The organism is Providencia sp. TYF-12, from assembly GCF_041344805.1.
Taxonomy (GTDB): domain Bacteria; phylum Pseudomonadota; class Gammaproteobacteria; order Enterobacterales; family Enterobacteriaceae; genus Providencia; species Providencia huashanensis.
This window is the reverse complement of sequence record NZ_CP166833.1, coordinates 3,434,213-3,457,967: the sequence shown is the minus strand read 5'-3', so window position 1 is coordinate 3,457,967 and position 23,755 is coordinate 3,434,213. Positions and strand designations below refer to the sequence as shown.

Sequence of the window (23,755 nt, the reverse complement as noted above, 5' to 3'; positions counted from 1 at the left end):
TAGAAAAGGTCAAGTACTTTTTTGGGGATAACATTTTTATAAACTTATTGGAATGGTTAATTACAGAAAATTTCATCTCAGGGCTTGAAGCTGGTTTTTTATCCAGTATTATAACGCAAGAGATAAGCTAAGGGGCGTTAATATGAGTAAGGATTTTAAACTGCATTCTGATTTCCAACCGGGGGGGGACCAGCCTGAAGCTATTCGAAAATTAAGGGAAGGGCTACAAGATGGTCTCGCTCATCAAACCCTATTAGGGGTAACAGGTTCGGGGAAAACCTTTACGATAGCTAACGTCATCGCAAAAGAAAATCGACCAACCATGTTGATGGCGCATAATAAAACCTTAGCGGCTCAGCTTTACAGTGAAATGAAAGCGTTTTTTCCTGAAAATGCGGTTGAGTACTTCGTTTCTTACTATGATTATTATCAGCCAGAAGCTTATGTACCAAGCTCGGATACCTTTATTGAGAAAGATGCCTCTGTTAACGAACATATTGAGCAAATGCGTTTGTCTGCGACTAAGGCTTTACTTGAACGTCGAGACGTCATTGTTGTCGCTTCGGTATCTGCTATTTATGGGTTAGGTGACCCCGATAGCTATTTAAAAATGATGTTGCATTTGACGGACGGTATGATTATTGATCAACGGTCGATTCTCCGTCGCTTGGCAGATCTACAATATACACGTAATGACCAAGCCTTTACCCGTGGTACGTTCCGTGTACGCGGTGAAGTTATTGATATATTCCCAGCTGAATCAGATGAATATGCTTTACGTGTTGAATTATTTGATGACGAAGTCGAAAGGTTATCCTTGGTTGACCCACTTACCGGTCAAATCCAACACCGTGTTCCTCGTTTCACCGTCTATCCTAAAACGCACTATGTTACGCCGAGAGAACGTATTCTTGAAGCGATGGAACAGATAAAAGTTGAGTTAGTTGATAGACGTAAAGTTCTATTGGAAAACCACAAATTAGTAGAAGAGCAGCGGTTAACTCAACGCACTCAGTATGATTTAGAAATGATGAATGAGCTCGGTTATTGCTCAGGGATTGAAAACTATTCACGTTATTTGTCAGGGCGAGCACCGGGTGAAGCCCCTCCAACCTTATTTGATTACCTCCCTGCTGACGGTTTATTAGTGGTTGATGAGTCTCACGTTACTATCCCGCAAATTGGGGCGATGTATAAAGGTGACCGTTCGAGAAAAGAAACTCTGGTTGAATATGGTTTTCGTCTACCTTCCGCATTGGATAACCGGCCAATGCGCTTTGAAGAGTTTGAAGCACTGGCACCTCAAACAATCTATGTCTCTGCAACACCAGGTAACTATGAGCTTGATAAATCTGGTCATGAGGTTATCGAACAGGTTGTTCGCCCAACTGGGTTACTTGACCCAATAATTGAAGTTCGTCCTGTTGCAACTCAAGTTGATGATTTAATTTCTGAAATTCGTATTCGTGTACAGAAAAATGAGCGGGTGTTAGTCACTACGCTAACAAAACGGATGGCAGAGGATTTAACCGAATATCTTGAGGAACATGGCGAGCGAGTACGTTATCTCCATTCTGATATCGATACAGTTGAGCGTGTTGAAATTATTCGCGACTTGCGTCTTGGTGAGTTTGATGTGTTGGTTGGTATTAACTTATTAAGAGAAGGCCTCGATATGCCTGAGGTGTCTCTTGTCGCTATTCTGGATGCAGATAAAGAAGGGTTCTTGCGGTCAGAGCGTTCATTGATTCAGACTATTGGCCGTGCCGCCCGTAACTTGAATGGTAAAGCTATTCTGTATGGCGATAGGGTCACAAATTCAATGCAAAAAGCGATTGCCGAAACGGAACGCCGCCGTGCTAAACAAATGGCTTTCAATGAAGAGCATGGCATTACTCCACAGGGGCTTAATAAGAAAGTCGGCGATATCTTGCAAATTGGTCACAAAGTGGGGGGCAAGGGCAAGAATCGAGCCAAAGATAACATCAAAAATGATGTTATGGCTGATGTGCAATCTATGTCGACAAAACAGTTGGAACAACGCATTTCGCAACTCGAAGCCCAAATGTATAAACACGCGCAAGATTTGGAGTTTGAAGCTGCGGCAAGGGTGCGAGATGAACTGCAAGCGATACGCTCTCAGTTTATTGCTAACTCATAAATATTGATTAAAAACAATTTGTTAAGATTACCCCGCCGCTTATTGGCAGCGGGGCTGTTCAATCAAGGCGGGGTATTATAGGCTAACGGCATTTGTATAAATTATAGCCTAAACTTTTGGCGAGTTTTGCGACCATCTTTTGCCCTCTAACGCTGTTTCCTATTGGGTCTAAAGGTGGAGAAAATGCCGCAATTGCCATCACTCCAGGTATTATCGTTAATATACCGCCTCCGACTCCGCTTTTGCTAGGTAGCCCAACGTTATAGGCCCAATTGCCTGAACTGTCGTACATCCCTTCCATGGTCATTTCAGCGAGTATTTTCGGGCAGTTATCAGGGTTAAGGACTTGCTCTTTGGTTATTGGGTTTTTCCCACCGGTTGCAATAGTTGCACCCATAGTGGCTAATTCTACCGTGGTAATAAGTGTTGAGCACTGACGAGTATATACATCACAAGCTTCCATTGTATCGCAATAAAGGTAGCCAGCGGCATATAATAGCCAAGCAATTCCACGATTATGAAAATTAGTCGCTTGTTCGGACTGGTTTAATTCCTCAGAAATAGTAATCTCTTTAGAGCCTAATTTTCGTTGCATCTCTAAAATACGTTGCCAGCGCTCATCTATTGATTGCGCTTTAATAATACTTGCCGCTGAAATTGCACCTGCATTGACTAAGGGGGACAAAGGTTTATCTCCATGTAATTCTAATGCCATCACAGAATTAAAAGGCAACCCTGTCGCAGATGCCCCTAACTTTTCTTGAATTACATCAGGGCTAAAGTCTTCGAGTGCTAAGGCGAGCGTACACACCTTAGAAATCGATTCAATAGCAAAACGGTATTGGGTATCACCTGCTGAAATAATATCCCCTTGAGCCGTCACCACGGCTAATGCGCAAAGTTGACTATCAATTTTGGCTAAAAATGGAATATAGTCTGCATTTGCTCCTTCCGTATCATGGCGGAATTCTTGGTAAATATCTTCGACAGTAACGCGCATTTTTTTTAGATCTAGCATAAGTGTTATTCCTTAATAAATATAAGTTAATTATTAAGCTCAGTTATATTGTATGGATAAAATATAAAATAACAGGGATATATAATAAATAAATAAGAATAGAAAATGTTAAAGCTTGTGTTGCAAGTGTTATATCGGTTTTATATTTATTTGCTAAGATAACAGTCGTATTTGGAATAGGTAGTGAACAGACTAGTATTGTGACTTTTATCATCATTATTGGCATATTCAATAAATGGCCAAGTAATAAAACAACTAAAGGTGTAACAATAAACCTAAAAATAATAATCACTATAATAGGTATGGTTATTTTTAATGTTTTTAAGCCAGTAAGATAAATGATGACCCCAATAATCAGCATTGCGAGAGGTGAAGTCATGCCATTTAAATAGTCAAAAAACGATGTTAATAAACTGGGTATCTTTATATGAGTTAATAATAGAAATACACCAATAATAAATGCGATTAGAGGCGGTGTGAAAATATTTTTTATTGTATCTATAACGTTAAATTTTTCGGTATTATTATCATTCTTAAGTAAATAGATGCCTAATGTCCAGTAGATAATGGTTTGTGCTATGTATGTCATTAATGCATAAGGTAATTGATGGGAACCATAAACGGCCATTGTGATTGGAATACCAAAAAAAACAGTGCTACTCATCGAGCAAAGGCCAATAAATAAGCCATGTTCTCCCCTTGGGAGCTTCATTATAATAGCAACTATAAAGGAAATTAACATTAACAGTAAAATAGTGCTAAATGGGAGTATAATAGCTGGAATTAATGTTAAAAATTCTTTTTTTGAAAAGTCAGTAGTGATAGATAAAATGAGCGTTATAGGCAATGTGATATTAAGTAATAACTTTGTCATTGCACTATTACTATTTTCATTGAACCACTTTATTTTACCTAAAATAAATCCTATCCCAACAATCAGAAAAAGAATTAAAATATTTGAATAATCATTTAGCATTTACGTTCCTCAATGGCATTATATGGAACCACATTTTGCTAGTCATAAATATTAAAAGTTATCTTTATAAAATCATATATTAATAATATAGATGAAAACCTTGGAAAAGAGAAAAATAATTATGAAGTTTTTAGGAATAGAATTTAATTCCTCCTTAAAAAGAGGAACTAAATTCTTAAATGCTTAATTAAATTAATTGGATGGCAGCCTCAATGGCTTGTAATAGTAGCTTTCTATCGTGACGATAAGGGATGTCATCTGCCTCAAGAACACGTTGGATGATTTTACGCTCTCCACTAATATTATCTATTTGCGTGCGTGGCCCAAGGATCAATGCATCGATTTTTTTACAGCCAATATAATGCTCCATCATTTGTAACTTTTCAGGTAAAGAAAGGTTAGCGGCAGGGGAGCTTATTTCTTTTGCTAAGTTACCAATATAAATCATTGGTGCTTTACATTCATGCAATGCACTTGCAATTTCTTCTAACAATAAGAGTGGCATCAGGCTTGTAAAAAAACTACCGGGGCCGATGATGATCAAATCAGCTTGGTGAATAGCCTCTAAAGCTTCGCCTGTCGCTTTGACTGTTGGATATAAACGAAGTTCTTTCGGGACTTCACTCAGGGCATCGACATTCACTTCACCGTAAACCTCATTACCCATCTCATCAACAGCCATTAAGTCAACAGGCGATTCTGACATCGGGATTAACTGCGCATCGACTTTTAGCATATTACGGATGAGATTAATGGCTTCCAAAGGTCGCACGCTCAGATGATCTAATGACTTTAGCATCAAATTACCTAAGTTATGGCCAGATAGCTCACCATTACCACTAAAACGATATTCAAACATGGCAGAAGCAATTGAAGGCTCAGTGATCAATTGGTTCAAACAGTTACGCATATCTCCCCAAGCGATCCCACCTTCAGACCGACGAATTCGACCCGTAGAACCGCCATTATCAGTGGTGGTAACGATGCCGGTTAAACGAGAACCTAAAGAGGAAAGAGAAGACATCACGCGACCAAGCCCATGCCCGCCACCGAGAGCGACAACATGCCTGAGATCCGCCAGACTGCAATTCGGCATAGTGTTCCTATATCAATTAATTTTTAGCACCAAAAAATAACCAAATCGTTTACAACGGCAAAATTCATCCGATATGCCACTGCTATTTTTTATGCTGCACTTAAAAAGGGTTCTAAATAAATTGGGCATTAATCTATCATAAAACATCATTCTTAGCTTAAGTACTGTGATAAAAAACAATAAAAGAGAACATTCCGTATTGAAGTGTGCTTAATGCGGAAAAATACACCAGATAATCTTGCTATAAATCGTACTAAACTGGAAATGATAGGCTTCGGTATTGGGAGTCATAACATAATTGCAACTGCATTTGAGGTATTGAATTGCAATTAAATGGCCGTGTGAGTTTTGTTTACACTGGTTTAATGGCGAACTGGGCTCTTATTTTAGATCTACATCAATAAATGTTTAATTAAATAATAAGGTGTGTTAATCATTTTATGAGAAATTGTATTCATTGTTATAGCTCAAAACAAAAAATTATCAGTAATAATAATGGCTTCGAATCAATTACCTCATCTTATGTAAGTCGCTGTATAATATAATATATATCGAATTCTGATTCGCTTTTTCAATTTCTATCAGCTAGAATCCATACAGAAATTAAGTGAACAGAGTGGCTAATTTTATTTTTCAAAATCAGCGGCTAAGTTCCAAATAAAACTCCTAGCCTTTGCGTCTAAGTTTGCATAAACAAATATGATGCACTGGCCGTGGCATACAGCCACCAGGGTGTAAGATAGAAATGTCTGCATCTCCCGTATTTGGAAAGGTGTGATTATGCAACAACTCGTCGATCAATATGACCGGAAATTTTACTATCTTCGGCTTTCTATAACAGATGTTTGCAATTTTCGTTGCACATACTGCCTACCTGATGGCTATAAACCCAGTGGCCGCCATGAATTTCTAACACTAGATGAAATACGTCGCATCAGTACAGCATTTGCTGAACTGGGAACGGAAAAAGTGCGTATTACTGGTGGTGAGCCAACAATGCGTAAAGATTTCAGCGACATTATTGCCGCAATTAATGAAAATGACGCCATCAAAAAAATAGCGGTGACGACTAATGGTTACCGCATGGCGAGGGATGTACAAACATGGAGAGAGGCTGGTCTGAACGCGATTAATGTCAGCGTCGATAGTCTCGATCCTCGTCAATTTGCTGCAATTACAGGGCAAGATAAATTTTTCCAAGTGATGAAAGGCATTGATGCTGCTTTTGAAGCAGGCTTTGAGAAAGTCAAAGTGAATGCCGTACTGATGAAAAATATCAATGATATTGCGTTGAAATCATTTCTAAATTGGATTAAACATCGCCCAATTCAATTACGTTTTATTGAGTTAATGGAAACGGGGGATGGCAGCGATATCTTCCAACGTTACCATGTTTCCGGTGAAACGGTTCGTGCTCGCTTGATTGAAGAGGGCTGGTATATGTTGCCTCGCTCTCGTAGCGATGGCCCAGCTCAAGTCTTTAGTCACCCTGATTACCAAGGTGAAATTGGGCTTATCATGCCGTATGAAAAAGATTTTTGTCAAAGTTGTAACCGCCTACGTGTTTCCTCATTAGGAAATTTACATTTATGTTTATTCGGTGAAAATGGTGTTCCTCTACGGGATTTGTTGGCAGATGATAGCCAAAATGAAGACCTAAAAGCCCGCATACAGCGTGGGTTACACCATAAACGTGAAACTCATTTCCTACATATGGGTGATAGCGGCATTACACCAAATTTATCTGTTATTGGCGGTTAACCCTTTTAGATTTCAGGAGAAAATATGTCCCAACTGACTCACCTCAATGCGTCGGGCGAGGCGCATATGGTTGATGTTTCTGCAAAAACTGAAACTATCCGCGAAGCTCGTGCTGAAGCTTATGTCACGATGAACCCCGAAACGTTATCGATGATTGTTGATGGAAGCCATCACAAAGGGGATGTGTTTGCTACGGCACGTATCGCAGGTATTCAAGCTGCAAAAAATACTTGGCAGCTTATTCCTTTGTGTCACCCATTATTACTCACTAAAGTCGAAGTGACACTTACTGCAGAGCAGCAATATAACCGTGTTCGTATTGAGACATGCTGTCGTTTAACAGGTAAAACTGGTGTGGAAATGGAAGCGTTAACCGCCGCTTCGGTAGCGGCACTGACTATTTATGACATGTGTAAAGCTGTACAAAAAGACATGGTCATCGGCCCTGTTCGCTTATTAGAAAAAACAGGCGGGAAGTCTGGACATTTTAAGGTGGAATGATGATTAAAGTTTTATTTTTTGCGCAAGTACGTGAGTTAGTGGGGGTAGACTGTTTAGACATTACTGAACACTATCAGACAGTTGAAGATTTACGCTACGCGCTCTCTCAAAAAGGTGAACGCTGGGCATTGGCACTTGAGGATGGCAAGTTACTGGCGGCTGTTAATCAATCGTTTGTTCCGTTTACTCATCCGCTTACTGATAACGATGAAGTGGCATTTTTTCCTCCGGTCACAGGGGGATAAAATGGAAAATACCCATATCGCAGTACAGACAGATAACTTTAGTGTTGGCGAACAATATCAATGGCTTGCTGAATGTGATAGTGATGGCGCGGTGGTGACCTTTACAGGCAAGGTTCGTAACCATAATTTAGGGGACAGTGTAGCTGCCTTAACTTTAGAGCACTATCCTGGCATGACTGAAAAAGCCTTAACAAACATCGTCACTGAGGCGAGAGGCCGTTGGCCACTCCAAAGGGTCAGTGTTATCCACCGTATTGGTACACTGCAACCGGGAGACGAAATCGTGTTTGTTGGCGTCACCAGTGCTCATCGTAATGCTGCATTTCAAGCTGCTGAATTTATAATGGATTATTTAAAAACAAAAGCCCCATTTTGGAAAAAAGAAACCTTGCCAGAAAACGAGCGCTGGGTGGAAGCGAAAGAGAGCGATGAAACGTCTGCAAACCGTTGGTAATCGCATTTTTTCCCCTAAAAAATACGAATTTGCCGAATGGTATTGTCAAAATAATGTGTTAGACTTTGGTTAATTTTGTCCGATTGCAGTATTTTTACTGGGTCGATTTTTCTTTTAGCGAAAGGGTAACCATCATGGGTCAGTTTGATCAACGTAATGATTCTCTTGTCCAGAGGGCCAATACAGGCGTTCAGGCATTTATGTCGCAAGTATACGGCTGGATGACAGTCGGTCTATTGCTGACAGCATTTGTTGCGTGGTATTCAGTAAGCAGTGGTTTGTATTACACCATTGCAACGAATAAAATATTGTTTTTTGGAATGATTATCGCTGAACTTGGTTTGGTCATGGGGATATCATTCTTACTGCAAAAAATTAGCGGAATGGCAGCGACGGGCATGTTTATGCTTTATTCACTGCTAACGGGTTTAACTATTTCAGTGATCCTCGCTGCTTATACGGGCGAATCCGTCGCGGGTACGTTTGTAATTACCGCAGTGATGTTCGGTGCATTAAGCTTCTACGGCTATACCACTAAACGTAGCTTAACTGGGATGGGTAACTTCCTGTTTATGGCTCTAATTGGTATCGTTGTTGCTTCTTTAGTTAACATCTGGCTGCAAAGCACAATGATGTATTGGGTGATCACTTACGGTGGTGTGCTACTGTTTGCTGCGTTAACCGCATATGACACTCAAAAACTGAAAGAAATGGGTTCACAAATTGATGAAGATGACAGGGAAACCATGCGTAAGTACTCTATTATGGGTGCATTATCTCTGTACTTAGACTTCATTAACCTGTTCTTAATGTTACTGCGTATCTTCGGTGACCGTCGATAATTCATGTTTCTATCCATTAGTTAACATGTGGTCGCTTTAGCCGTAAAAATTCAAAACCCTTGTTACTTCGGTAACAAGGGTTTTTTGATCTAAATACTATCGTAAAATATGATTTGAATATTATTAGTTTGTTTGTAATTCAAGGCGTTATTGGTGTCTCTAGCATGTTCAATTGTGCTTCTAAAACGTAATGTTATATCTTTATGATCACGCTATTTTTTTCCTAAATAAATAATAAGCCGCTGAACTGGTGATTATCGCAATGATAAATAATGGCCAAAGGCTATGAAAAACCACGGAGAAATCTGCATCTTTAAGGTAGATTTGCTTGGTTATTTCTGTGAAATGGCGAATAGGGTTAATCCACGTTATTTCTTGTAGCCAAATTGGCATATTTTCAACTGGGGAAATATACCCTGACAACAAGACTGCTGGCATCATAAACACGAATACACCAATGAATGCTTGCTGTTGCGTTGAACATAATGCCGAAATTAATAGCCCAAACCCGACCAATGACAAGCCATAAAATAACATGGTGGCATAAAATAGCAGCAGGGAGCCAGCAAACGGAATTTGATAGCAAAAAATACCAATGACAAGTACTAGGGTTGCTTGCGCGGTAGCCACAATCAAAGCAGGGACCGCTTTACCGATAAATATTTGCCAAGTTGTTAGTGGGGAAACTAATAGTTGGTCGAGGGTTCCTTGTTCGCGTTCTCTTGCAATTGACAGCGATGTTACAATCAAAACGCCAATAGTGGTTATCAGAGCAACTAATGATGGAACGATAAACCATTTATAATCCAAATTAGGGTTATACCAATTACGGACAACTAATTCACTGTTATTGAGGGAGACCTGTGTTTGTGCCAATTCTTGTTGGTATTGCATCACAATTTGTTCAACATAGTTTGCAGCAATTTGCGCACTATTTGAATTACGTCCATCAAGCAGTAATAACATATTGGCATTTTGTTGTGTCGCAATATCAGCACTAAAGTTTTGGCTAAAACGAACGACGAGTAGTGCTTGGCGGTTATCAAGTACTTTGCGAACCTCTTTCTCATTTTTCACTAATAAAATATGAGAAAAAGCACTGGCTTTGGCGAGCCGTTGGGTTAGTTCTATAGAGTGTTTACCACTGTCTTGGTCAAAAATAGCAATCGTGGTATTAGTGACTTCTAATGTGGCAGCCAAGGGAAATAAAATCATCTGAAAAACCACAGGTAAAATCAAAATCATCCGCGTCTGTGGTTCTTGAAGTAATGATTGAAGTTCTTTCATAATTAAGGTGTATAAGCGATAAAACATAGTGACACCTCAATCAAGACGACGACGGGTTTTAAGCGCCGTTAAGCCAATAAATAAGATGGCTGATGCGATTAACAACAGAAAATCGGTCAGTAAAACGAGGTAGACATCCCCAGCAAGAAATAGTGTTTGTAAACTACTGACAAAATAGCGAGCAGGGATAAAATAAGTCACTACCTGAATGATTGCTGGCATGCTATCAATTTCAAAAATAAAACCAGATAACATTATTGCAGGTAAGAATGCGGCATTTAGAGCCACCATAGCAGCATTGAATTGATTACGAGTGATGGTAGAAATTAATAAGCCCATTCCAAGTGCGGTTGCAAGATAAAGGCTGGTGATCACAAATAACACCAGTAATGAACCTCGATAAGGCACACCTAACACGAAAGTGGTGACAAACATGCATAAAACCATCACAAATGAGCCAAGCACTTGGTATGGCAGTAATTTTGAAAGTAATAATTCAGTTTTAGTAATTTGAGTAGAAAGTAACGCTTCCATTGTGCCACGTTCCCACTCCCTAGCAATGACCAGCGAGGTTAAAATAGCCCCGACAACAGTAATGATAATGCTGATTGCCCCTGGGATAATAAAATGCTGACTAATGGCCGCCTCATTAAACCAATAACGCATATCGACTTCAATCAAGGGGGAAATGGGTTTACCTTGGTTTTCCCCTTGTTGCATCTGCCATGTATGCCAAATACCTTTGGTGTATGCTTGCACAAAATTCGCGGTATTTGGCTCACTACCATCGGTAATAACTTGGATAGCCGCATGGCCTTGTGCTTGCAATAATTGCGCTGAAAAATTAACAGGGATCACGACAATGCCGCGGATCTCACCAGCTTGCATTTTGTCTATCAAAAAGTTTCTATTATTACTAATAGTTGCATCAATAAATGGCGAGCCTGTAAAGGTATCGACTAATTCACGTGCTTGTGGGGTTTGCTGCTCAAGCAAAATACCAACGCGTAATTTACTTGAATCTAGATTGATACCATAACCGAAAATAAACAATAACATTAGTGGGATAACAACAGCGATTAATGCACTGCTTGGGTCACGGACAATTTGTTTAGTTTCTTTCCAACATAGCGCTTTGAGCCTACGCCATGAAAAATGGGAAGCTGATTGAGTCATTGAGCCTCCTGCTGTTTATCATAACGGTTGATCAAACCAATAAACGCATCTTCCATCGATGGGTCTGGGTTATCGTTAGTCACAACTTGCTGTTTTAGCTCGTCGGGGGTACCCGCAGCAATAATTTTGCCATGATAAACCAGCCCAATTCTATCGCAGTATTCTGCTTCATCCATAAAGTGTGTGGTGACCATGACAGTGACGCCTTTATCAACCATACCATTAATATGTAACCAAAATTCCCTACGGGTTAACGGGTCAACACCTGAAGTCGGTTCATCTAAAAATAAAATATCAGGTTCATGCATTAACGAGCAGGCCAGTGCTAAACGTTGCTTGTAACCCAAGGGAAGAGAGTCTGTGACCTGATTAATTATGGGAGTAAAATTGAAAGCATCGACCATCTCTTGAATTTTGCTTGATTGTTGTTTGTGATGTAAACCATAAACACCAGAGAAAAACTTTAGGTTTTGCCCAACTTTTAAATTGCCATATAGTGAAAATTTTTGAGCCATATAGCCAAGATGTTGCCTAACTTTATTTGAACTCGTTTTTAAGTCCATACCCAGTACCAATGCTTGGCCATCGGTTGGCTTCATTAAAGCACACATCATTTTAAATGTTGTCGATTTACCTGCACCATTAGGCCCTAACAACCCAAAAATTTCCCCTCGTTTGACCTGAAAGTTGACCCTATCTGTTGCCGCAAATTGAGCAAATTTTTTTGTTAAATTACGAGCTTCTATAACAGTTTCCTGCGGGTTAGCAGGTATTTGTGGCACGATAGCCGCTAATTCGGAACGATGGGATGGCCCGCCACCAAGCAAATCAATAAAAGCATCTTCAAAGCGGGGTTGTGCCTCAATCAGCTTTTTATCGCTCATATCTAAAGCTGCTAATAAATTTGCTTGGGATGCGTTAGGCTTTAAAATTAGGCGAATATAACGGCCTTGGATGACTCCATCGGTGGTTTCGGGTAATACGAGCGCATTTTGTAGCACTGTGCGTTTTTGGTTAGCTGGGGCATCAAGTAAATAGGAACGCCCAGCCATTTTTTGGGTTAATACTTCAGGTGCGCCAGAGTAAAGCTGCTTTCCTTTATTTAAAAGCAGTACATTTTTACATTGTTGGGCTTCATCTAAATATGATGTGCTCCAAAGGATTAACATACCGTCATCTGCAAGGGTATGCACCATTTGCCATAACTCACGTCGTGCGATTGGGTCTACACCAACCCCCGGTTCGTCTAATAGCAGCACTTTAGGTTTACCTAATAATGTACAAGCTAAACCGAGCTTTTGTTTCATTCCGCCAGAAAGTTTACCCGCCAACCTTTTAGTAAAAGGGGCTAGGCTCGTAAAAGAAAGTAATTGCCGATAAGTAGATATGCGTTCTTCACCCACTATGCCTCTAAGGTCAGCATATAAGTCCAAATTTTCTTGGACTGTTAAGTCTTCATATAGCCCAAATTTTTGTGGCATATAACCAAGACTTGCACGCATCGCGATACTGTCTTCAATGGGGTCAAGCCCCATAACTCGAATTTTCCCCGAGTCTGGTTTTAATAAGCCGGCAAGCATTCGCATTAATGTGGTTTTACCTGCGCCATCAGGGCCAACAAGACCTGTCACAGAGCCACCATGAATATCGATTGTTAAGCTTTCAACCGCAGGGGCGCTAAGGCCAACAAACGTTTTTTCGACATTGACTAGGTGAATACTGTAATTATCACTCATTGCAAACTCTTATTGCTTATGATCAGTGAATTGAATGGTTACAGGCATTCCTTGACGTAATGCCTCATCTGCATCATTGACAACAATGCGTAGCCGATAGACTAAATCAGTTCTTAAATCAGGTGTCTGTACGCTTTTAGGGGTAAATTCGGCGGTCGGCGAGACAAACCCAATGGTACCGTGGTAAGGCTTATCTGGCCGGCTATCAGTACGTAAAAGTACTTCTTTGCCCGGTACTGCCTCACCGAGGTGGGGTTCACTGACATAGGCTCTGACCCAAACAGGGTTTGTGAGTGTCACGCTAAATACGGTATTGCCTGAATTAATGATAGTGCCAGGCTCAATAGCCCTAGTTAATATTGTACCGGTGGAGGGGGCGGTTAAAAGAGTGTCTTGTAAGTCCAATTCAGCTTGTGCAACAGCAGCTTCAGCCTGCAACCATTCGCCCCTTGCGGCGGCTATTTCTTCTTGGCGAAAACCACTTTGATATTGATTGAGTTTATCTTGTGCGGCTTGGAGTGCGGCAAAAGCTTGATTGCGATTATTTTTTGCATTATCTAGCTCATTGGCTGAAATAACGCGTGAAGCTGCTAGCCCTTGCTGGCGCTTATAAAAATTATCCGCATATTGCCAAGCGGCTTGTTTCTGTGCGACTTCAGCTTCAACTTGAGCAATTTCTTGAGTACGGTAACCACTTTCTTTTAATGCTAACTGAGCCTTCGCGCTATCACGTACCCCTTTAGCTTTATTTAATGCATTGATATAAGGGGCATCATCAAGTTGACCTAGTTTATCCCCTGCAACAACGTGTGCACCCTCATCGACATCTAAAGACGCCAGTTTTCCAGGTACACGGAAACTAAGGTTAACGGTTCTAACATCAACATTACCATAGAGTGTCAATGTATTCTCTTGCTGAGATTGGTAATAGTAATAACCTCCAGCGGCAATACCGATTAATATGACAATAATTAGAACAACTGCGGAACGGTTTTTATTGTTCATAGCTAACCTTACTTAAGAACCTGTGATATGAAAAACGGATATTGGTGTTAGAGGCTGTTGATTTTTGATGCTCGGTTTCTGTTTGAAAGACGGCGAAAATCATCAGCCTCTAGTGATAATCAACGTGAATATTTCACTTTAATTAATGATATCACTTTTCATGTTGTTTGCGATGACGTAAACCAGCTAAAAGTATATTAGTATGCTCAATAAGAACTTGATTAATAATTTCAAATTCATTTTCATTGATATGTTTCCAACCCGTTTGCCGTAACAATGTTTCCCGTGCAATACGAAATGACAGGGTTTCACCAAGAATAGCATGGGTGTGGATAAGCGTCGTTAAATGGTTGGGGTCTGCACCAATATAGAGGGCGATAAGCCGGTTTAATCGTGAGTGTATTGGGCCTAAAGCATGTTCATGAATGATGGTATATGCTTCAGTTGGATTGAGCTGTTCGCGCGCTAATATACGCGAAAAACTCAAATTTTTCTTTTCGAGTTGAAAATAGTTATACGCAATTACAGTCCGTTGCAGTAAATCTAAAGCATCCTCAGGTTTTTGAGTTGCTATCGGTTTTTCTAAAAATTGATCAATTGCCAAGAAAACATCACTGAAATCATCTTTGATATTTTTGGCTATAAGGTGGGCAACGGCTAAGTAAAGCCCTTCTTTTGAACCAAAATAGTAAGATATTGCGGCGATATTTTGCCCTGAAGCTTGTGCAATTCTCCGTGTTGTTGCGCCATCAAGGCCTTGCTCTCCATAGACATCAGCAGCTGTGTGCAGCAGTTGTGTTTTTGCGTTTTCTCCCCGCAAAGTTTGCGATGAACCTGTATTCATAAACATTCCTTTTAAAAATCAGAATTAAATAACACCCAATAAGCTCTTAATTGGCTTTTATGTTTATAAGGGACAAAAAACGACATCTCATAGTATTGTGTAAGTATATATACTATATAGGGGGGATTTTATATTAATTTATTAACCAAACTAAATTAATATATTTATCATCTGCAAATAATGTTAGAATTTGGTGATGTCGCACGGCAGTTTGCGCTTTTTCCTCTGACTCACTTCCCCCATAACTGCCAAAATCTATTGAAAGCGGTGAAGCCCGGAGTAATTTAATTTGACTACTTTTTCAGACCTCGCATTAAACGAGGAAATCTTGCTTGCCATTAATGAATTAGGCTATGAAAGCCCAACGCCAATTCAACAACAAGCGATCCCAGCAGTGCTTGCAGGAAGCGACCTTTTAGCCAGCGCACAAACAGGCACCGGTAAAACTGCGGGTTTTACGTTGCCAATTTTACAAAAACTGGTTACTACTCCTCGTGCTGGGAATAATCGTAAGCCAATTCGCGCATTAATTTTGACGCCAACAAGGGAGCTTGCGGCACAAGTTGCTGAAAATGTAAAAGAGTATAGTCGTCATCTACGTATTCGTTCGTTTGTGGTTTTTGGCGGTGTAAGTATTAATCCTCAGATGATGAAGTTACGCGGAGGCGTGGATATTTTAATCGCGACCCCAGGGCGCTTGTTAGATTTAGCTCATCAAAATGCGGTTGATCTTTCTCAAGTAGAAGTATTTGTGTTAGATGAAGCTGACCGCATGTTAGATATGGGGTTTATTCATGATATCCGCCGAGTTATTAATAAATTACCTAAAAAACGTCAAAATTTATTATTTTCTGCTACTTTTTCAGATGAAATTAAGCAGTTAGCAAATAAGTTACTGAATAACCCAGTGACCATTGAAGTGGCTCCTCGTAATTCAGCTTCTGAACAAATTACTCAGTATGTTCATTTAGTTGATAAAAAACGTAAATCGGAATTACTTTCTTTTATGATTGGTCGTGAGAATTGGCAACAAGTTTTAGTCTTTACTCGGACAAAACATGGGGCTAATCGTCTAGCTGAGCATTTGAATAAAGACGGTATTAAGGCTGCGGCTATTCATGGTAATAAAAGCCAAGGTGCTCGTACACGTGCTTTAGCCGATTTTAAATCGGGGGATATTCGAGTCTTAGTTGCAACCGATATTGCAGCACGAGGCTTAGATATTGAACAACTGCCTTATGTTGTAAATTTTGAGCTGCCTAATGTAGCTGAAGATTATGTACATCGTATTGGTCGTACTGGCCGTGCTGAAGCGACAGGTATGGCGGTTTCATTAGTGTGTATTGATGAAGCTAAATTGCTTAAAGATATTGAAAAATTACTTAAAAAGCCGATTCCAAGAATGTCTGTAGAGGGCTACGAGCCGGACCCTTCTATTAAAGCGGAACCTATTCAAAAAACACCACAACGTGGTGAGCGCCGTTCGAGTGGGGCTTCTAGCAATAAACCTCGTCGTACCAATGTATCCACGGCTAAGCCTAGTACGGGGAAAACGTTGAGTTCGCCATGGAAAAATGCGCAGAAAAAAGCTAAACAAGGTCGTCACGAAGGTTAACTGATTTAACTAGTCGTATTAAAAAAGTGGCTCAGCACGATGTTTATTACATCGGTTGAGCTACTTATTTTGATATAGCTTTCCCCTCGCTAAAACTCTTCGTTGCCATTTCCCCATTAAGACGCTCATTCTTATGATAATTCTTCTGCTTATTTACCAACGAAAATGTATTATAGGCGGCAATTGATTAGGTTAAGTTTTATGTCACACGTTAATATTAATATTCTAAAGGTGCTTTATTTAAGGCAATTAAATGTATGAAATTTCTTTTTACCTTATGGCGTTTTTGGGTGAGTAATTTATGCGTGTTTTATTAGCTCCGATGGAAGGGGTTTTAGATCCTCTAGTTCGCACTTTACTTAGTGAAGTTAATGATTATGACCTTTGTATTACCGAATTTATTCGAATAGTTGATACTTTATTGCCGGCAAAAACCTTTTATCGCCTATGCCCTGAACTAAAGTATAAAAGCCGAACTCCTTCTGGGACTTTAGTACGGGTGCAATTATTAGGGCAACACCCACAATGGTTAGCTGAAAATGCGGCTAGAGCTATAGAACTAGGTTCATATGGTGTCGATTTAAATTGTGGTTGCCCCTCTAAAACAGTGAATGGCCATGGCGGTGGAGCAACATTATTAAAACAGCCTGATTTAATCTATAACGCAGTCAAAGCGATGAGAACAGCAGTACCTAAACCGTTACCGGTTTCGGCTAAAGTTCGTCTTGGCTGGGATAATAGTGACCTTGCTTATGAAATTGCAGATGCGGTTCAACAAGCAGGTGCAACAGAACTAACTGTTCATGGGCGAACGAAAGAAGATGGTTACAAAGCAGAGCGAATTAATTGGCATGCAATAGCTGAAATTCGTCAGAAACTTACGATCCCTGTTATCGCTAATGGGGAAATTTGGGATTATACCAGCGCTCAGAGTTGCCTTAATATTACAGGTTGTGATGCAGTAATGATTGGGCGTGGAGCGTTGATCACCCCGAACCTGAGTCGTGTGATTAAGCATAACCATAAAAAAATGCCGTGGGAGCAGGTTGGGTCATTACTATTAAAATATACGGAGTTAGAAAAACAAGGGGATACAGGTAATTACCATGCAGCTCGTATCAAGCAATGGCTTGGTTATTTACGTAAAGAGTACCGGCAAGCAGACGAATTATTTTCCCAAGTAAGGTCTTTAAAAAATGCTCAACAGATAGCACAGGTCATAATGGAAATAGTTAGCCATTGATGATGAACACGAATAATTATCAGGAGTTAATAGTTGCTAAATTGGCTTATAGGGTCTTTACTTATTTGATATGGTAGTGGTTTAGTTAACTTATTTACTACTATTATATAAGATTTTTAGAATATTACTGTGCAACAACCTAGTCTAGGAGGAGTAAGATGGGAGTTATTGCTTGGATTATTTTTGGTTTAATTGCAGGTATCTTAGCTAAGTGGCTAATGCCAGGTACTTACCATATGGGGTTTATTATGACCACTGTGCTAGGGATCGTTGGTGCGGTTGTTGGTGGGTACATTAGCACCTTCTTTGGCAAAGGGAAGGTTGACGGCTTCAACTTTGGTAGTTTTGTTGTCGCTGTTATCGGGGCAATTGTGGTGCTGTTCTTAGCGGGTATATTTGTAAAATAACGCTTTCTTAGTTAGTAAAATCTATTATATAAGCCACTCAGACAAGTTAGTGGCTTATATCTTTTATGGGTTATCGAAAAAGGTTGATTAGTTATGGCTCTATAGGAAGGCCATTATCCTGCCCCCATTGTGCCCATGAACCATCATACAACCGTACATTATGGTTACCCAAAAGTGTAAGGGCCATCAACACTACAGCTGCGGTCATCCCAGAGCCACATGTTGTCATTGATGGTGCATTAATATCAACACCTTGCTCATTAAAAATGGCTTTCAGTTGTTCTGGGGATTTAAACATACCATTTTCAACCAGTAGGTCCCACGGGACATTTTTGCTGCCGGGAATATGCCCCATACGTAACCCTAGGCGAGGTTCTGGTGCTTGAGCTAGAAAGCGAGCAGTGGCACGGGCATCAATAATTTGAATTTTACCATCATGAACAATATCAAGTACTTGTTGCTGGTTCAGTGCATTACTGTCTTTACGTGAGGCCGTGAATTTTTTAGTTTCAGGAGGGGGAACCTCACCAGATTGAACAGTAAATCCTGCAGCTTTCCATGCATCGATACCGCCCGCTAAAATTTTAACGTTATTGCAGCCCATAGTGGTGAAAGTCCACCATGCTCTAGGCGATGAAAATAAATTATTTTGTGAGTAAATAATAACTTGCGTCTCATTGCCTATACCCATCATTCCAACGGCGTGGCTGAATACTTCAGCGCTTGGTAGCATATGAGGTAAGTCACAGGATTTATCGGCGATTTCATCTTGATGAAAAAACTGAGCGTTAGGAATGTGTTCTTCTAGATAACGTTGACGGCAGTCATAAGGAGCGGTTGGTGGGGGAGATGAGGCATCAAGTACAATGATATTGCCATCAAACAGATGTGCGTTTAACCATTGAGGGGTTACAAAATAGTCGTTGTACATAAGCTATCTCCATGCTGGTTTGATAAATGACTCTAAATTATTGCACTTGATTAGGTGCTGGTAATACTGAGGGGGATTGTTGTTGCCCCTGTTCAATAGGTGTCGTTGAACGAGTGTAAATATTCATGCCAGCTAAAACAATGCCGCCTACTGAGCCAAAAGCACATAATGCGCAAAGTGCGATAACAACCTTTTTCATTTTCTGTGGCCTGCGTAATCATAGTAGTAATAAGAACACAAAGTATAACTGGATGAGTGTTGCAAACAAGTTAAAAGCTGCTTTTTCTGCGTATGAGTTGGTGTTTTGCAAAAGGCTTCCCAATTTTTATGTATAATGGTGTTTAATACAGTAGTTTTGCGAAGCGCTTGGCAAACAAATTGTTTTGGCGTTCCCTTCTGTTTTCAGATTCATTATCTTTTATCTTAACTTTGGTCATCTGCATAACTTATGTCCCTGTCGAATAAAATTAAAGAACAAATAACCCAGTGGTATAAGGGGCTGTCATCACAAATTGATGGGTTTATTCCCCGAGCACCACAACGTCAGATGATAGCGGAAGTAGCAAAAAATTTGGCAGATGATGACGGTCGCCACCTTGTTATTGAGGCGCCGACAGGGGTGGGGAAAACGCTGTCTTATTTAATACCTGGTATTGCAGTGGGAAGAGCCGAAGGTAAAACGCTAGTCGTCAGTACGGCAAATGTGGCGCTGCAAGACCAGATTTATAGCAAAGATTTGCCGTTATTGAGCAAAATTATTCCTGATTTGAAATACACTGGCGCATTTGGCCGAGCACGTTACGTTTGCCCTCGCAATTTAGCCGCAATCTGTGCGGCAGAAGGCGAGCAAATTGACTTAATGCTATTAGTGGAAGATAAAACAGAGGTCGCAAATAGCGAAGAGCGGGCTATCTGCCAACAGCTTAGCCATGATTTCCAAAGTTTTGCATGGGATGGCCTAAGGGACCACCATAAGCGCTCTTTCAGTGATAACTTATGGCGTAAAGTCAGCACAGATAAAATGAATTGTTTAGGCCGAAATTGCCAATTTTACCAGCGCTGTCCATTTTTTATTGCTAGACGGGAAATTGAAGATGCAGATGTTGTGGTTGCAAACCATGCATTAGTGATGGCGGCGATGGAAAGCGAGTCGGTGCTACCTGATCCTAAAAAATTATTACTAGTACTTGATGAAGGGCACCATGTTCCTGATGTCGCAAGGGATGCCCTTGAAGTTGAAGGTGAAATTACGTTAGTTCAATTAACTGCTCAGCTTGATAATTTTATTCATCATGTAGGGCAATATATGGGGCAGTTTCGGCCAGTAAAGCCGCCAAAATTAGCTAATCCGGAGCGGCTACAACAACATGCTGAAAAATTACGAGAGTCATTTCGTGATTTTTCTATGTTAGCGAATGCTTTACTACCTGAAACGTCGAAAGAGAATGAATATTTATTTCCTCTAGGGGTACTACCAGAGCCAATGCAGTTAAGTTGCCAAATGCTCTTTAAGCAAACGGATGCTCTAAAAGGGTTAGCAGAAGCGATATTAAACGATTTAACTGAACAAACGGCAAAGCAAGACATTGTTCGCTTACATCGCTCTATTTTAACAACTAGTCGGGCTATGGGTTATTTTGAAAATATGGCAAAGCTTTGGCGTTTGGCAGCCTTAGACCAAAGCTCAGGGGCGCCAATATCTAAATGGCTAAGTCGGCGCTATGAAAAAAACCAATCACGCGTCTTTATGCATTGCGCGGGGATCCGCGTTAGCGAGCAATTGCAACATTTACTGTGGCGAAATGTCCCACATATTGTGATTACTTCGGCAACGCTTAGGTCTCTAAACAGTTATTCACGTTTTATGGAACTGACAGGGCTATCAGAAAAAAATGATGATCGTTTTGTCACCCTTTCTTCGCCTTTTAATCATATTGAGCAAGGGAAAATTATTATTCCTCAAATGGAATATGAGCCAACTATTCATAGTGAAGCTCAGCATTTAGCTGAAATGGCGGCATTTTTCCGTGAGCAGTTTATAAAAGATACTCACCGTGGGGTCTTGGTATTGTTTAGCAGCCAACGTGCAATGGAAGGGTTCCTTGAGCATGTTAAAGACCTACGGTTACAGCTTTTAGTTCAAGGGGATCAGCCTCGCTATCGGTTAGTCGAAACACATTGTGAAAGAATTAACCAAGGGCTATCCAGTGCTTTGGTTGGTTTGCAATCTTTTGCGGAAGGGTTAGATTTAAAAGGTGAGTATCTTACCCAAGTCCATATTCATAAGATTGCATTTCCTCCGGTAACAAACCCTGTGATTATTACAGAAGGTGACTGGCTAAAGTCATTGAAACGTTACCCTTTTGAAGTACAAAGTTTACCAAGTGCTTCATTTAATTTAATCCAACAGGCAGGTCGGCTAATTCGTAGTCATGAATGTTATGGTGAAATAATTATTTATGATAAACGCTTACTGACAAAAAATTATGGAAAGCGTTTATTAAATGCTTTGCCTGTATTCCCTATTGAGCATCCTAAAATGCCTGAAAAACCATAGGGAAGTCATTCGGTTTATATCGCTATTGGTCTATTTTAGAAAAATATCAATGGTGATATAAAAGTAGTAAATATTGGTTTTTAAGCAAAAATAAAAGGCCACATTGCTGTGGCCTTCGGTCAATTAAAATTGACTCTAGGGTACGACATTACTCAATATTTGCTTCTAAGAACCAAAGGAATTTATCCATATCACGGGAAGCTGCGGTAAACATATCAGCGGTGTCTTCATCTTCGACTTCATCAATGGCTTTACGGATATCATTTGCCACAACAGCATAGCGATCAGCTAAGGCTTTTAAGTGGTCTTGTACACTGTGAATATTGATAGGGTAAGCCTCTAAAGAGGTAAAACGATTAACCTCTTGGGTTGTACCGATTGCTACGCCACCTAATTGGACAGCACGCTCAGCAAATTCATCTAAGTGTTCCACAAGGGTTGACCTAAAGCCGTCTAACATTTCATGAACTGCAATAAAGTTACGACCACGCATATTCCAATGTGCTTGTTTAGTCATCAAAGAGAGATCGGTAAAATGGACTACCATAACATTAAGGATACCAATGGTTTCCAATTTTACGCTATCTTCCATATCATTACGGGTATATAAAAGTTCAGTTGAAGATGCTTTAAATAATTTAGCTGTGCTCATGATTCATCCTCTCTTAAATATGAATTTGTTTAATAACCTCATCTGCTAATAAATATAAAATATTAAAGTGTATTTGTCATAGCGTAATAAACGATTAATTTAATAGGTCTATCCGATATGCTTTAATTCATTGTGGATGTTGAGGATTAATTGTTTTTTGCAATAAGTGCTATAGATGTAATTAATGAATATTTAAATATTAAAATAAAAATAACAAATGATTATTTCAAACAGATGAATAAATCTTTACATCAAAAAAGGTTAATAAACACAGGAAAGACAGTCTTTATTAACCTAATGTACTAATTAGCCTATTTTACAATAGACTAAGAAACTTTCTCAATTTTTGATTTAGGCGTAGCGGTCGAGGTAGAGCCTATCGAAGCGCAAACGATACACAATAAAGCTAGCCATTGAGTCATTGTTAAGTGTTCTTGTAAGAAAACAATACCTAAAAATGCCCCCATACAAGGTTCAAGGCTCATTAGCGTACCAAATGTACGAGCTGGTAAGCGTGTGAGTGCAATCATTTCCAATGTATAAGGAAATGCGGTCGATAAAATGGCTACCGCTAATGCAAGAGGCAAAATAGAAGGGTCAAACATGACTTCAAACCCTGTTTGCATTAAACCTATCGGGAAGAAGATCATGGCCGAGATAAATGAACCGATAGCTACAGTTGCTGCGCCATAACCGGCTCCTGCTCGCTGACCAAAAATAATATAAATCCCCCAACAAACACCAGCTCCTAGCGCATAAATAGCACCTAGTGGGTCAATGGAATTAATATTATCGCCAATAGGCAGTAAGAATAATAACCCAGTTATAACAAGAGCTATCCAAAGGAAATCGATAGGTCGGCGAGATGAAAACATCGCGACCGCTAAAGGCCCTGTGAATTCTAATGCAACTGCTATCCCTAATGGAATCCGCTCTAGTGACAGATAAAATAGGTAGTTCATCGTACCTAAGGATAAACCATATGTGAGCAATGGGACGAGTGAGCTTCTTCTGAATTTTAAGCGCCAAGGCTTGAAAATAATAAAGAGTATAATTGTAGCCAGCAATAAACGTAAACCAGTAACACCGGGAGCGCCGATAACAGGAAATAAAGTTTTAGCTAAAGATGCACCGCTTTGAATAGAGGCCATTGCAAGCAGTAATAACCCTATAGGCAATAGCGGCAGAGCGCTCTTTTTTGTGTCGGCAGACATAAATAAGTAAACCTCGGAAAACGTAACTGAGTTG

General features: G+C 40.0%; 22 protein-coding genes and 1 riboswitch. Of the genes, 10 read left to right on the top strand and 12 right to left on the bottom strand.

The features are described from left to right. Positions 1-142 precede the first annotated feature (142 nt). Positions 143-2,161 carry an excinuclease ABC subunit UvrB gene (uvrB, locus tag ABE954_RS15965; RefSeq protein ID WP_371025584.1) on the top strand — a complete coding sequence of 673 codons (2,019 nt, stop codon included), beginning with the start codon at positions 143-145 and terminating at the stop codon, positions 2,159-2,161. Between the two features lie 82 nt (positions 2,162-2,243). Here uvrB and glsA read toward each other — a convergent pair whose 3' ends face one another. The 3 genes from glsA to yvcK all read right to left on the bottom strand — a co-directional run bounded on the left by glsA (position 2,244) and on the right by yvcK (position 5,251). Continuing rightward, positions 2,244-3,179, bottom strand: a complete 936-nt coding sequence (gene glsA, locus ABE954_RS15960; protein WP_048606494.1) for a glutaminase A — start codon at positions 3,177-3,179, stop codon at positions 2,244-2,246. A gap of 43 nt (positions 3,180-3,222) precedes the next feature. Then, positions 3,223-4,155 carry an AEC family transporter gene (locus tag ABE954_RS15955; RefSeq protein ID WP_371025583.1) on the bottom strand — a complete coding sequence of 311 codons (933 nt, stop codon included), beginning with the start codon at positions 4,153-4,155 and terminating at the stop codon, positions 3,223-3,225. Between the two features lie 187 nt (positions 4,156-4,342). Continuing rightward, on the bottom strand, positions 4,343-5,251 hold the full coding sequence (gene yvcK, locus ABE954_RS15950) for a uridine diphosphate-N-acetylglucosamine-binding protein YvcK (protein ID WP_042846604.1): 909 nt from the start codon (positions 5,249-5,251) through the stop codon (positions 4,343-4,345). 651 nt (positions 5,252-5,902) lie between these two features. Further along, a riboswitch (molybdenum cofactor riboswitch) is annotated at positions 5,903-6,042 on the top strand. Between yvcK and moaA the strand changes: the two genes are divergently transcribed. The 5 genes from moaA to ABE954_RS15925 all read left to right on the top strand — a co-directional run bounded on the left by moaA (position 6,032) and on the right by ABE954_RS15925 (position 9,054). After that, positions 6,032-7,012 carry a GTP 3',8-cyclase MoaA gene (gene moaA, locus ABE954_RS15945; RefSeq protein ID WP_042846603.1) on the top strand — a complete coding sequence of 327 codons (981 nt, stop codon included), beginning with the start codon at positions 6,032-6,034 and terminating at the stop codon, positions 7,010-7,012. It overlaps the preceding riboswitch by 11 nt. A gap of 24 nt (positions 7,013-7,036) precedes the next feature. Further along, entirely contained in the window at positions 7,037-7,513 is a 477-nt protein-coding gene (moaC, locus tag ABE954_RS15940) for a cyclic pyranopterin monophosphate synthase MoaC (RefSeq protein WP_042846602.1), read from the top strand. Further along, on the top strand, positions 7,513-7,758 hold the full coding sequence (gene moaD / locus ABE954_RS15935; protein WP_042846601.1) for a molybdopterin synthase sulfur carrier subunit: 246 nt from the start codon (positions 7,513-7,515) through the stop codon (positions 7,756-7,758). Before moaC ends, moaD begins: the two co-directional genes overlap by 1 nt. Before the next feature lies 1 nt (position 7,759). After that, entirely contained in the window at positions 7,760-8,212 is a 453-nt protein-coding gene (gene moaE / locus ABE954_RS15930; protein ID WP_042846600.1) for a molybdopterin synthase catalytic subunit MoaE, read from the top strand. Positions 8,213-8,346: 134 nt separating this feature from the next. Then, positions 8,347-9,054 carry a Bax inhibitor-1/YccA family protein gene (locus ABE954_RS15925; RefSeq protein WP_048606499.1) on the top strand — a complete coding sequence of 236 codons (708 nt, stop codon included), beginning with the start codon at positions 8,347-8,349 and terminating at the stop codon, positions 9,052-9,054. Positions 9,055-9,261: 207 nt separating this feature from the next. On the opposite strand, the gene ABE954_RS15920 is transcribed toward ABE954_RS15925, so the two are convergent. The 5 genes from ABE954_RS15920 to cecR all read right to left on the bottom strand — a co-directional run bounded on the left by ABE954_RS15920 (position 9,262) and on the right by cecR (position 15,108). Further along, on the bottom strand, positions 9,262-10,368 hold the full coding sequence (locus ABE954_RS15920) for an ABC transporter permease (RefSeq protein WP_042846598.1): 1,107 nt from the start codon (positions 10,366-10,368) through the stop codon (positions 9,262-9,264). A gap of 9 nt (positions 10,369-10,377) precedes the next feature. Further along, a complete protein-coding gene (locus ABE954_RS15915; RefSeq protein ID WP_042846597.1) occupies positions 10,378-11,517 on the bottom strand; it encodes an ABC transporter permease in 1,140 nt (379 codons plus the stop codon). Further along, entirely contained in the window at positions 11,514-13,253 is a 1,740-nt protein-coding gene (locus ABE954_RS15910) for an ATP-binding cassette domain-containing protein (RefSeq protein WP_166686720.1), read from the bottom strand. The genes ABE954_RS15915 and ABE954_RS15910 overlap by 4 nt, the downstream gene beginning before the upstream one ends. Before the next feature lie 9 nt (positions 13,254-13,262). Then, entirely contained in the window at positions 13,263-14,258 is a 996-nt protein-coding gene (gene hlyD / locus ABE954_RS15905) for a secretion protein HlyD (RefSeq protein WP_166686721.1), read from the bottom strand. A gap of 151 nt (positions 14,259-14,409) precedes the next feature. Then, positions 14,410-15,108, bottom strand: a complete 699-nt coding sequence (gene cecR, locus ABE954_RS15900; protein ID WP_208292476.1) for a transcriptional regulator CecR — start codon at positions 15,106-15,108, stop codon at positions 14,410-14,412. Positions 15,109-15,391: 283 nt separating this feature from the next. Here cecR and rhlE point away from each other — a divergent pair, with 283 nt between their 5' ends. The 3 genes from rhlE (at position 15,392) to ABE954_RS15885 (ending at position 18,367) form a co-directional block, all read left to right on the top strand. After that, a complete protein-coding gene (rhlE, locus tag ABE954_RS15895; RefSeq protein ID WP_042846593.1) occupies positions 15,392-16,717 on the top strand; it encodes an ATP-dependent RNA helicase RhlE in 1,326 nt (441 codons plus the stop codon). A gap of 301 nt (positions 16,718-17,018) precedes the next feature. After that, the gene (dusC, locus tag ABE954_RS15890) at positions 17,019-17,960 is read left to right on the top strand and encodes a tRNA dihydrouridine(16) synthase DusC (RefSeq protein ID WP_206227331.1); all 942 of its coding nucleotides are present in this window, start codon (positions 17,019-17,021) and stop codon (positions 17,958-17,960) included. A 158-nt stretch (positions 17,961-18,118) separates the two neighbouring features. After that, positions 18,119-18,367 carry a GlsB/YeaQ/YmgE family stress response membrane protein gene (locus ABE954_RS15885; RefSeq protein WP_042846591.1) on the top strand — a complete coding sequence of 83 codons (249 nt, stop codon included), beginning with the start codon at positions 18,119-18,121 and terminating at the stop codon, positions 18,365-18,367. 91 nt (positions 18,368-18,458) lie between these two features. Here the strand turns inward: ABE954_RS15885 and sseA are convergent, their stop codons facing one another. Together sseA and ABE954_RS15875 are read right to left on the bottom strand one after the other, a co-directional pair. Then, complete coding sequence (gene sseA, locus ABE954_RS15880; RefSeq protein WP_371025582.1) at positions 18,459-19,298, bottom strand: 3-mercaptopyruvate sulfurtransferase; 840 nt, start codon at positions 19,296-19,298, stop codon at positions 18,459-18,461. A gap of 37 nt (positions 19,299-19,335) precedes the next feature. Then, a complete protein-coding gene (locus ABE954_RS15875; RefSeq protein ID WP_164975526.1) occupies positions 19,336-19,497 on the bottom strand; it encodes a hypothetical protein in 162 nt (53 codons plus the stop codon). 249 nt (positions 19,498-19,746) lie between these two features. Here ABE954_RS15875 and dinG point away from each other — a divergent pair, with 249 nt between their 5' ends. After that, a complete protein-coding gene (gene dinG, locus ABE954_RS15870) occupies positions 19,747-21,855 on the top strand; it encodes an ATP-dependent DNA helicase DinG (RefSeq protein WP_131680499.1) in 2,109 nt (702 codons plus the stop codon). Positions 21,856-22,003: 148 nt separating this feature from the next. On the opposite strand, the gene dps is transcribed toward dinG, so the two are convergent. Together dps and rhtA are read right to left on the bottom strand one after the other, a co-directional pair. Continuing rightward, on the bottom strand, positions 22,004-22,507 hold the full coding sequence (gene dps / locus ABE954_RS15865; protein WP_042846588.1) for a DNA starvation/stationary phase protection protein Dps: 504 nt from the start codon (positions 22,505-22,507) through the stop codon (positions 22,004-22,006). A 326-nt stretch (positions 22,508-22,833) separates the two neighbouring features. Beyond that, positions 22,834-23,721, bottom strand: a complete 888-nt coding sequence (rhtA, locus tag ABE954_RS15860) for a threonine/homoserine exporter RhtA (RefSeq protein ID WP_042846587.1) — start codon at positions 23,719-23,721, stop codon at positions 22,834-22,836. Positions 23,722-23,755: the final 34 nt, after the last annotated feature.

What these genes read in the sequence shown, in the direction of transcription:
- uvrB (WP_371025584.1), top strand. Translation starts at nt 143, where the DNA reads ATGAGTAAGGATTTTAAACTGCATTCTGATTTCCAACCGGGGGGGGAC.
- glsA (WP_048606494.1), bottom strand. Translation starts at nt 3,179, where the DNA reads ATGCTAGATCTAAAAAAAATGCGCGTTACTGTCGAAGATATTTACCAA.
- ABE954_RS15955 (WP_371025583.1), bottom strand. Translation starts at nt 4,155, where the DNA reads ATGCTAAATGATTATTCAAATATTTTAATTCTTTTTCTGATTGTTGGG.
- yvcK (WP_042846604.1), bottom strand. Translation starts at nt 5,251, where the DNA reads ATGCCGAATTGCAGTCTGGCGGATCTCAGGCATGTTGTCGCTCTCGGT.
- moaA (WP_042846603.1), top strand. Translation starts at nt 6,032, where the DNA reads ATGCAACAACTCGTCGATCAATATGACCGGAAATTTTACTATCTTCGG.
- moaC (WP_042846602.1), top strand. Translation starts at nt 7,037, where the DNA reads ATGTCCCAACTGACTCACCTCAATGCGTCGGGCGAGGCGCATATGGTT.
- moaD (WP_042846601.1), top strand. Translation starts at nt 7,513, where the DNA reads ATGATTAAAGTTTTATTTTTTGCGCAAGTACGTGAGTTAGTGGGGGTA.
- moaE (WP_042846600.1), top strand. Translation starts at nt 7,760, where the DNA reads ATGGAAAATACCCATATCGCAGTACAGACAGATAACTTTAGTGTTGGC.
- ABE954_RS15925 (WP_048606499.1), top strand. Translation starts at nt 8,347, where the DNA reads ATGGGTCAGTTTGATCAACGTAATGATTCTCTTGTCCAGAGGGCCAAT.
- ABE954_RS15920 (WP_042846598.1), bottom strand. Translation starts at nt 10,368, where the DNA reads ATGTTTTATCGCTTATACACCTTAATTATGAAAGAACTTCAATCATTA.
- ABE954_RS15915 (WP_042846597.1), bottom strand. Translation starts at nt 11,517, where the DNA reads ATGACTCAATCAGCTTCCCATTTTTCATGGCGTAGGCTCAAAGCGCTA.
- ABE954_RS15910 (WP_166686720.1), bottom strand. Translation starts at nt 13,253, where the DNA reads ATGAGTGATAATTACAGTATTCACCTAGTCAATGTCGAAAAAACGTTT.
- hlyD (WP_166686721.1), bottom strand. Translation starts at nt 14,258, where the DNA reads ATGAACAATAAAAACCGTTCCGCAGTTGTTCTAATTATTGTCATATTA.
- cecR (WP_208292476.1), bottom strand. Translation starts at nt 15,108, where the DNA reads ATGTTTATGAATACAGGTTCATCGCAAACTTTGCGGGGAGAAAACGCA.
- dusC (WP_206227331.1), top strand. Translation starts at nt 17,019, where the DNA reads ATGCGTGTTTTATTAGCTCCGATGGAAGGGGTTTTAGATCCTCTAGTT.
- ABE954_RS15885 (WP_042846591.1), top strand. Translation starts at nt 18,119, where the DNA reads ATGGGAGTTATTGCTTGGATTATTTTTGGTTTAATTGCAGGTATCTTA.
- sseA (WP_371025582.1), bottom strand. Translation starts at nt 19,298, where the DNA reads ATGTACAACGACTATTTTGTAACCCCTCAATGGTTAAACGCACATCTG.
- ABE954_RS15875 (WP_164975526.1), bottom strand. Translation starts at nt 19,497, where the DNA reads ATGAAAAAGGTTGTTATCGCACTTTGCGCATTATGTGCTTTTGGCTCA.
- dinG (WP_131680499.1), top strand. Translation starts at nt 19,747, where the DNA reads ATGTCCCTGTCGAATAAAATTAAAGAACAAATAACCCAGTGGTATAAG.
- dps (WP_042846588.1), bottom strand. Translation starts at nt 22,507, where the DNA reads ATGAGCACAGCTAAATTATTTAAAGCATCTTCAACTGAACTTTTATAT.
- rhtA (WP_042846587.1), bottom strand. Translation starts at nt 23,721, where the DNA reads ATGTCTGCCGACACAAAAAAGAGCGCTCTGCCGCTATTGCCTATAGGG.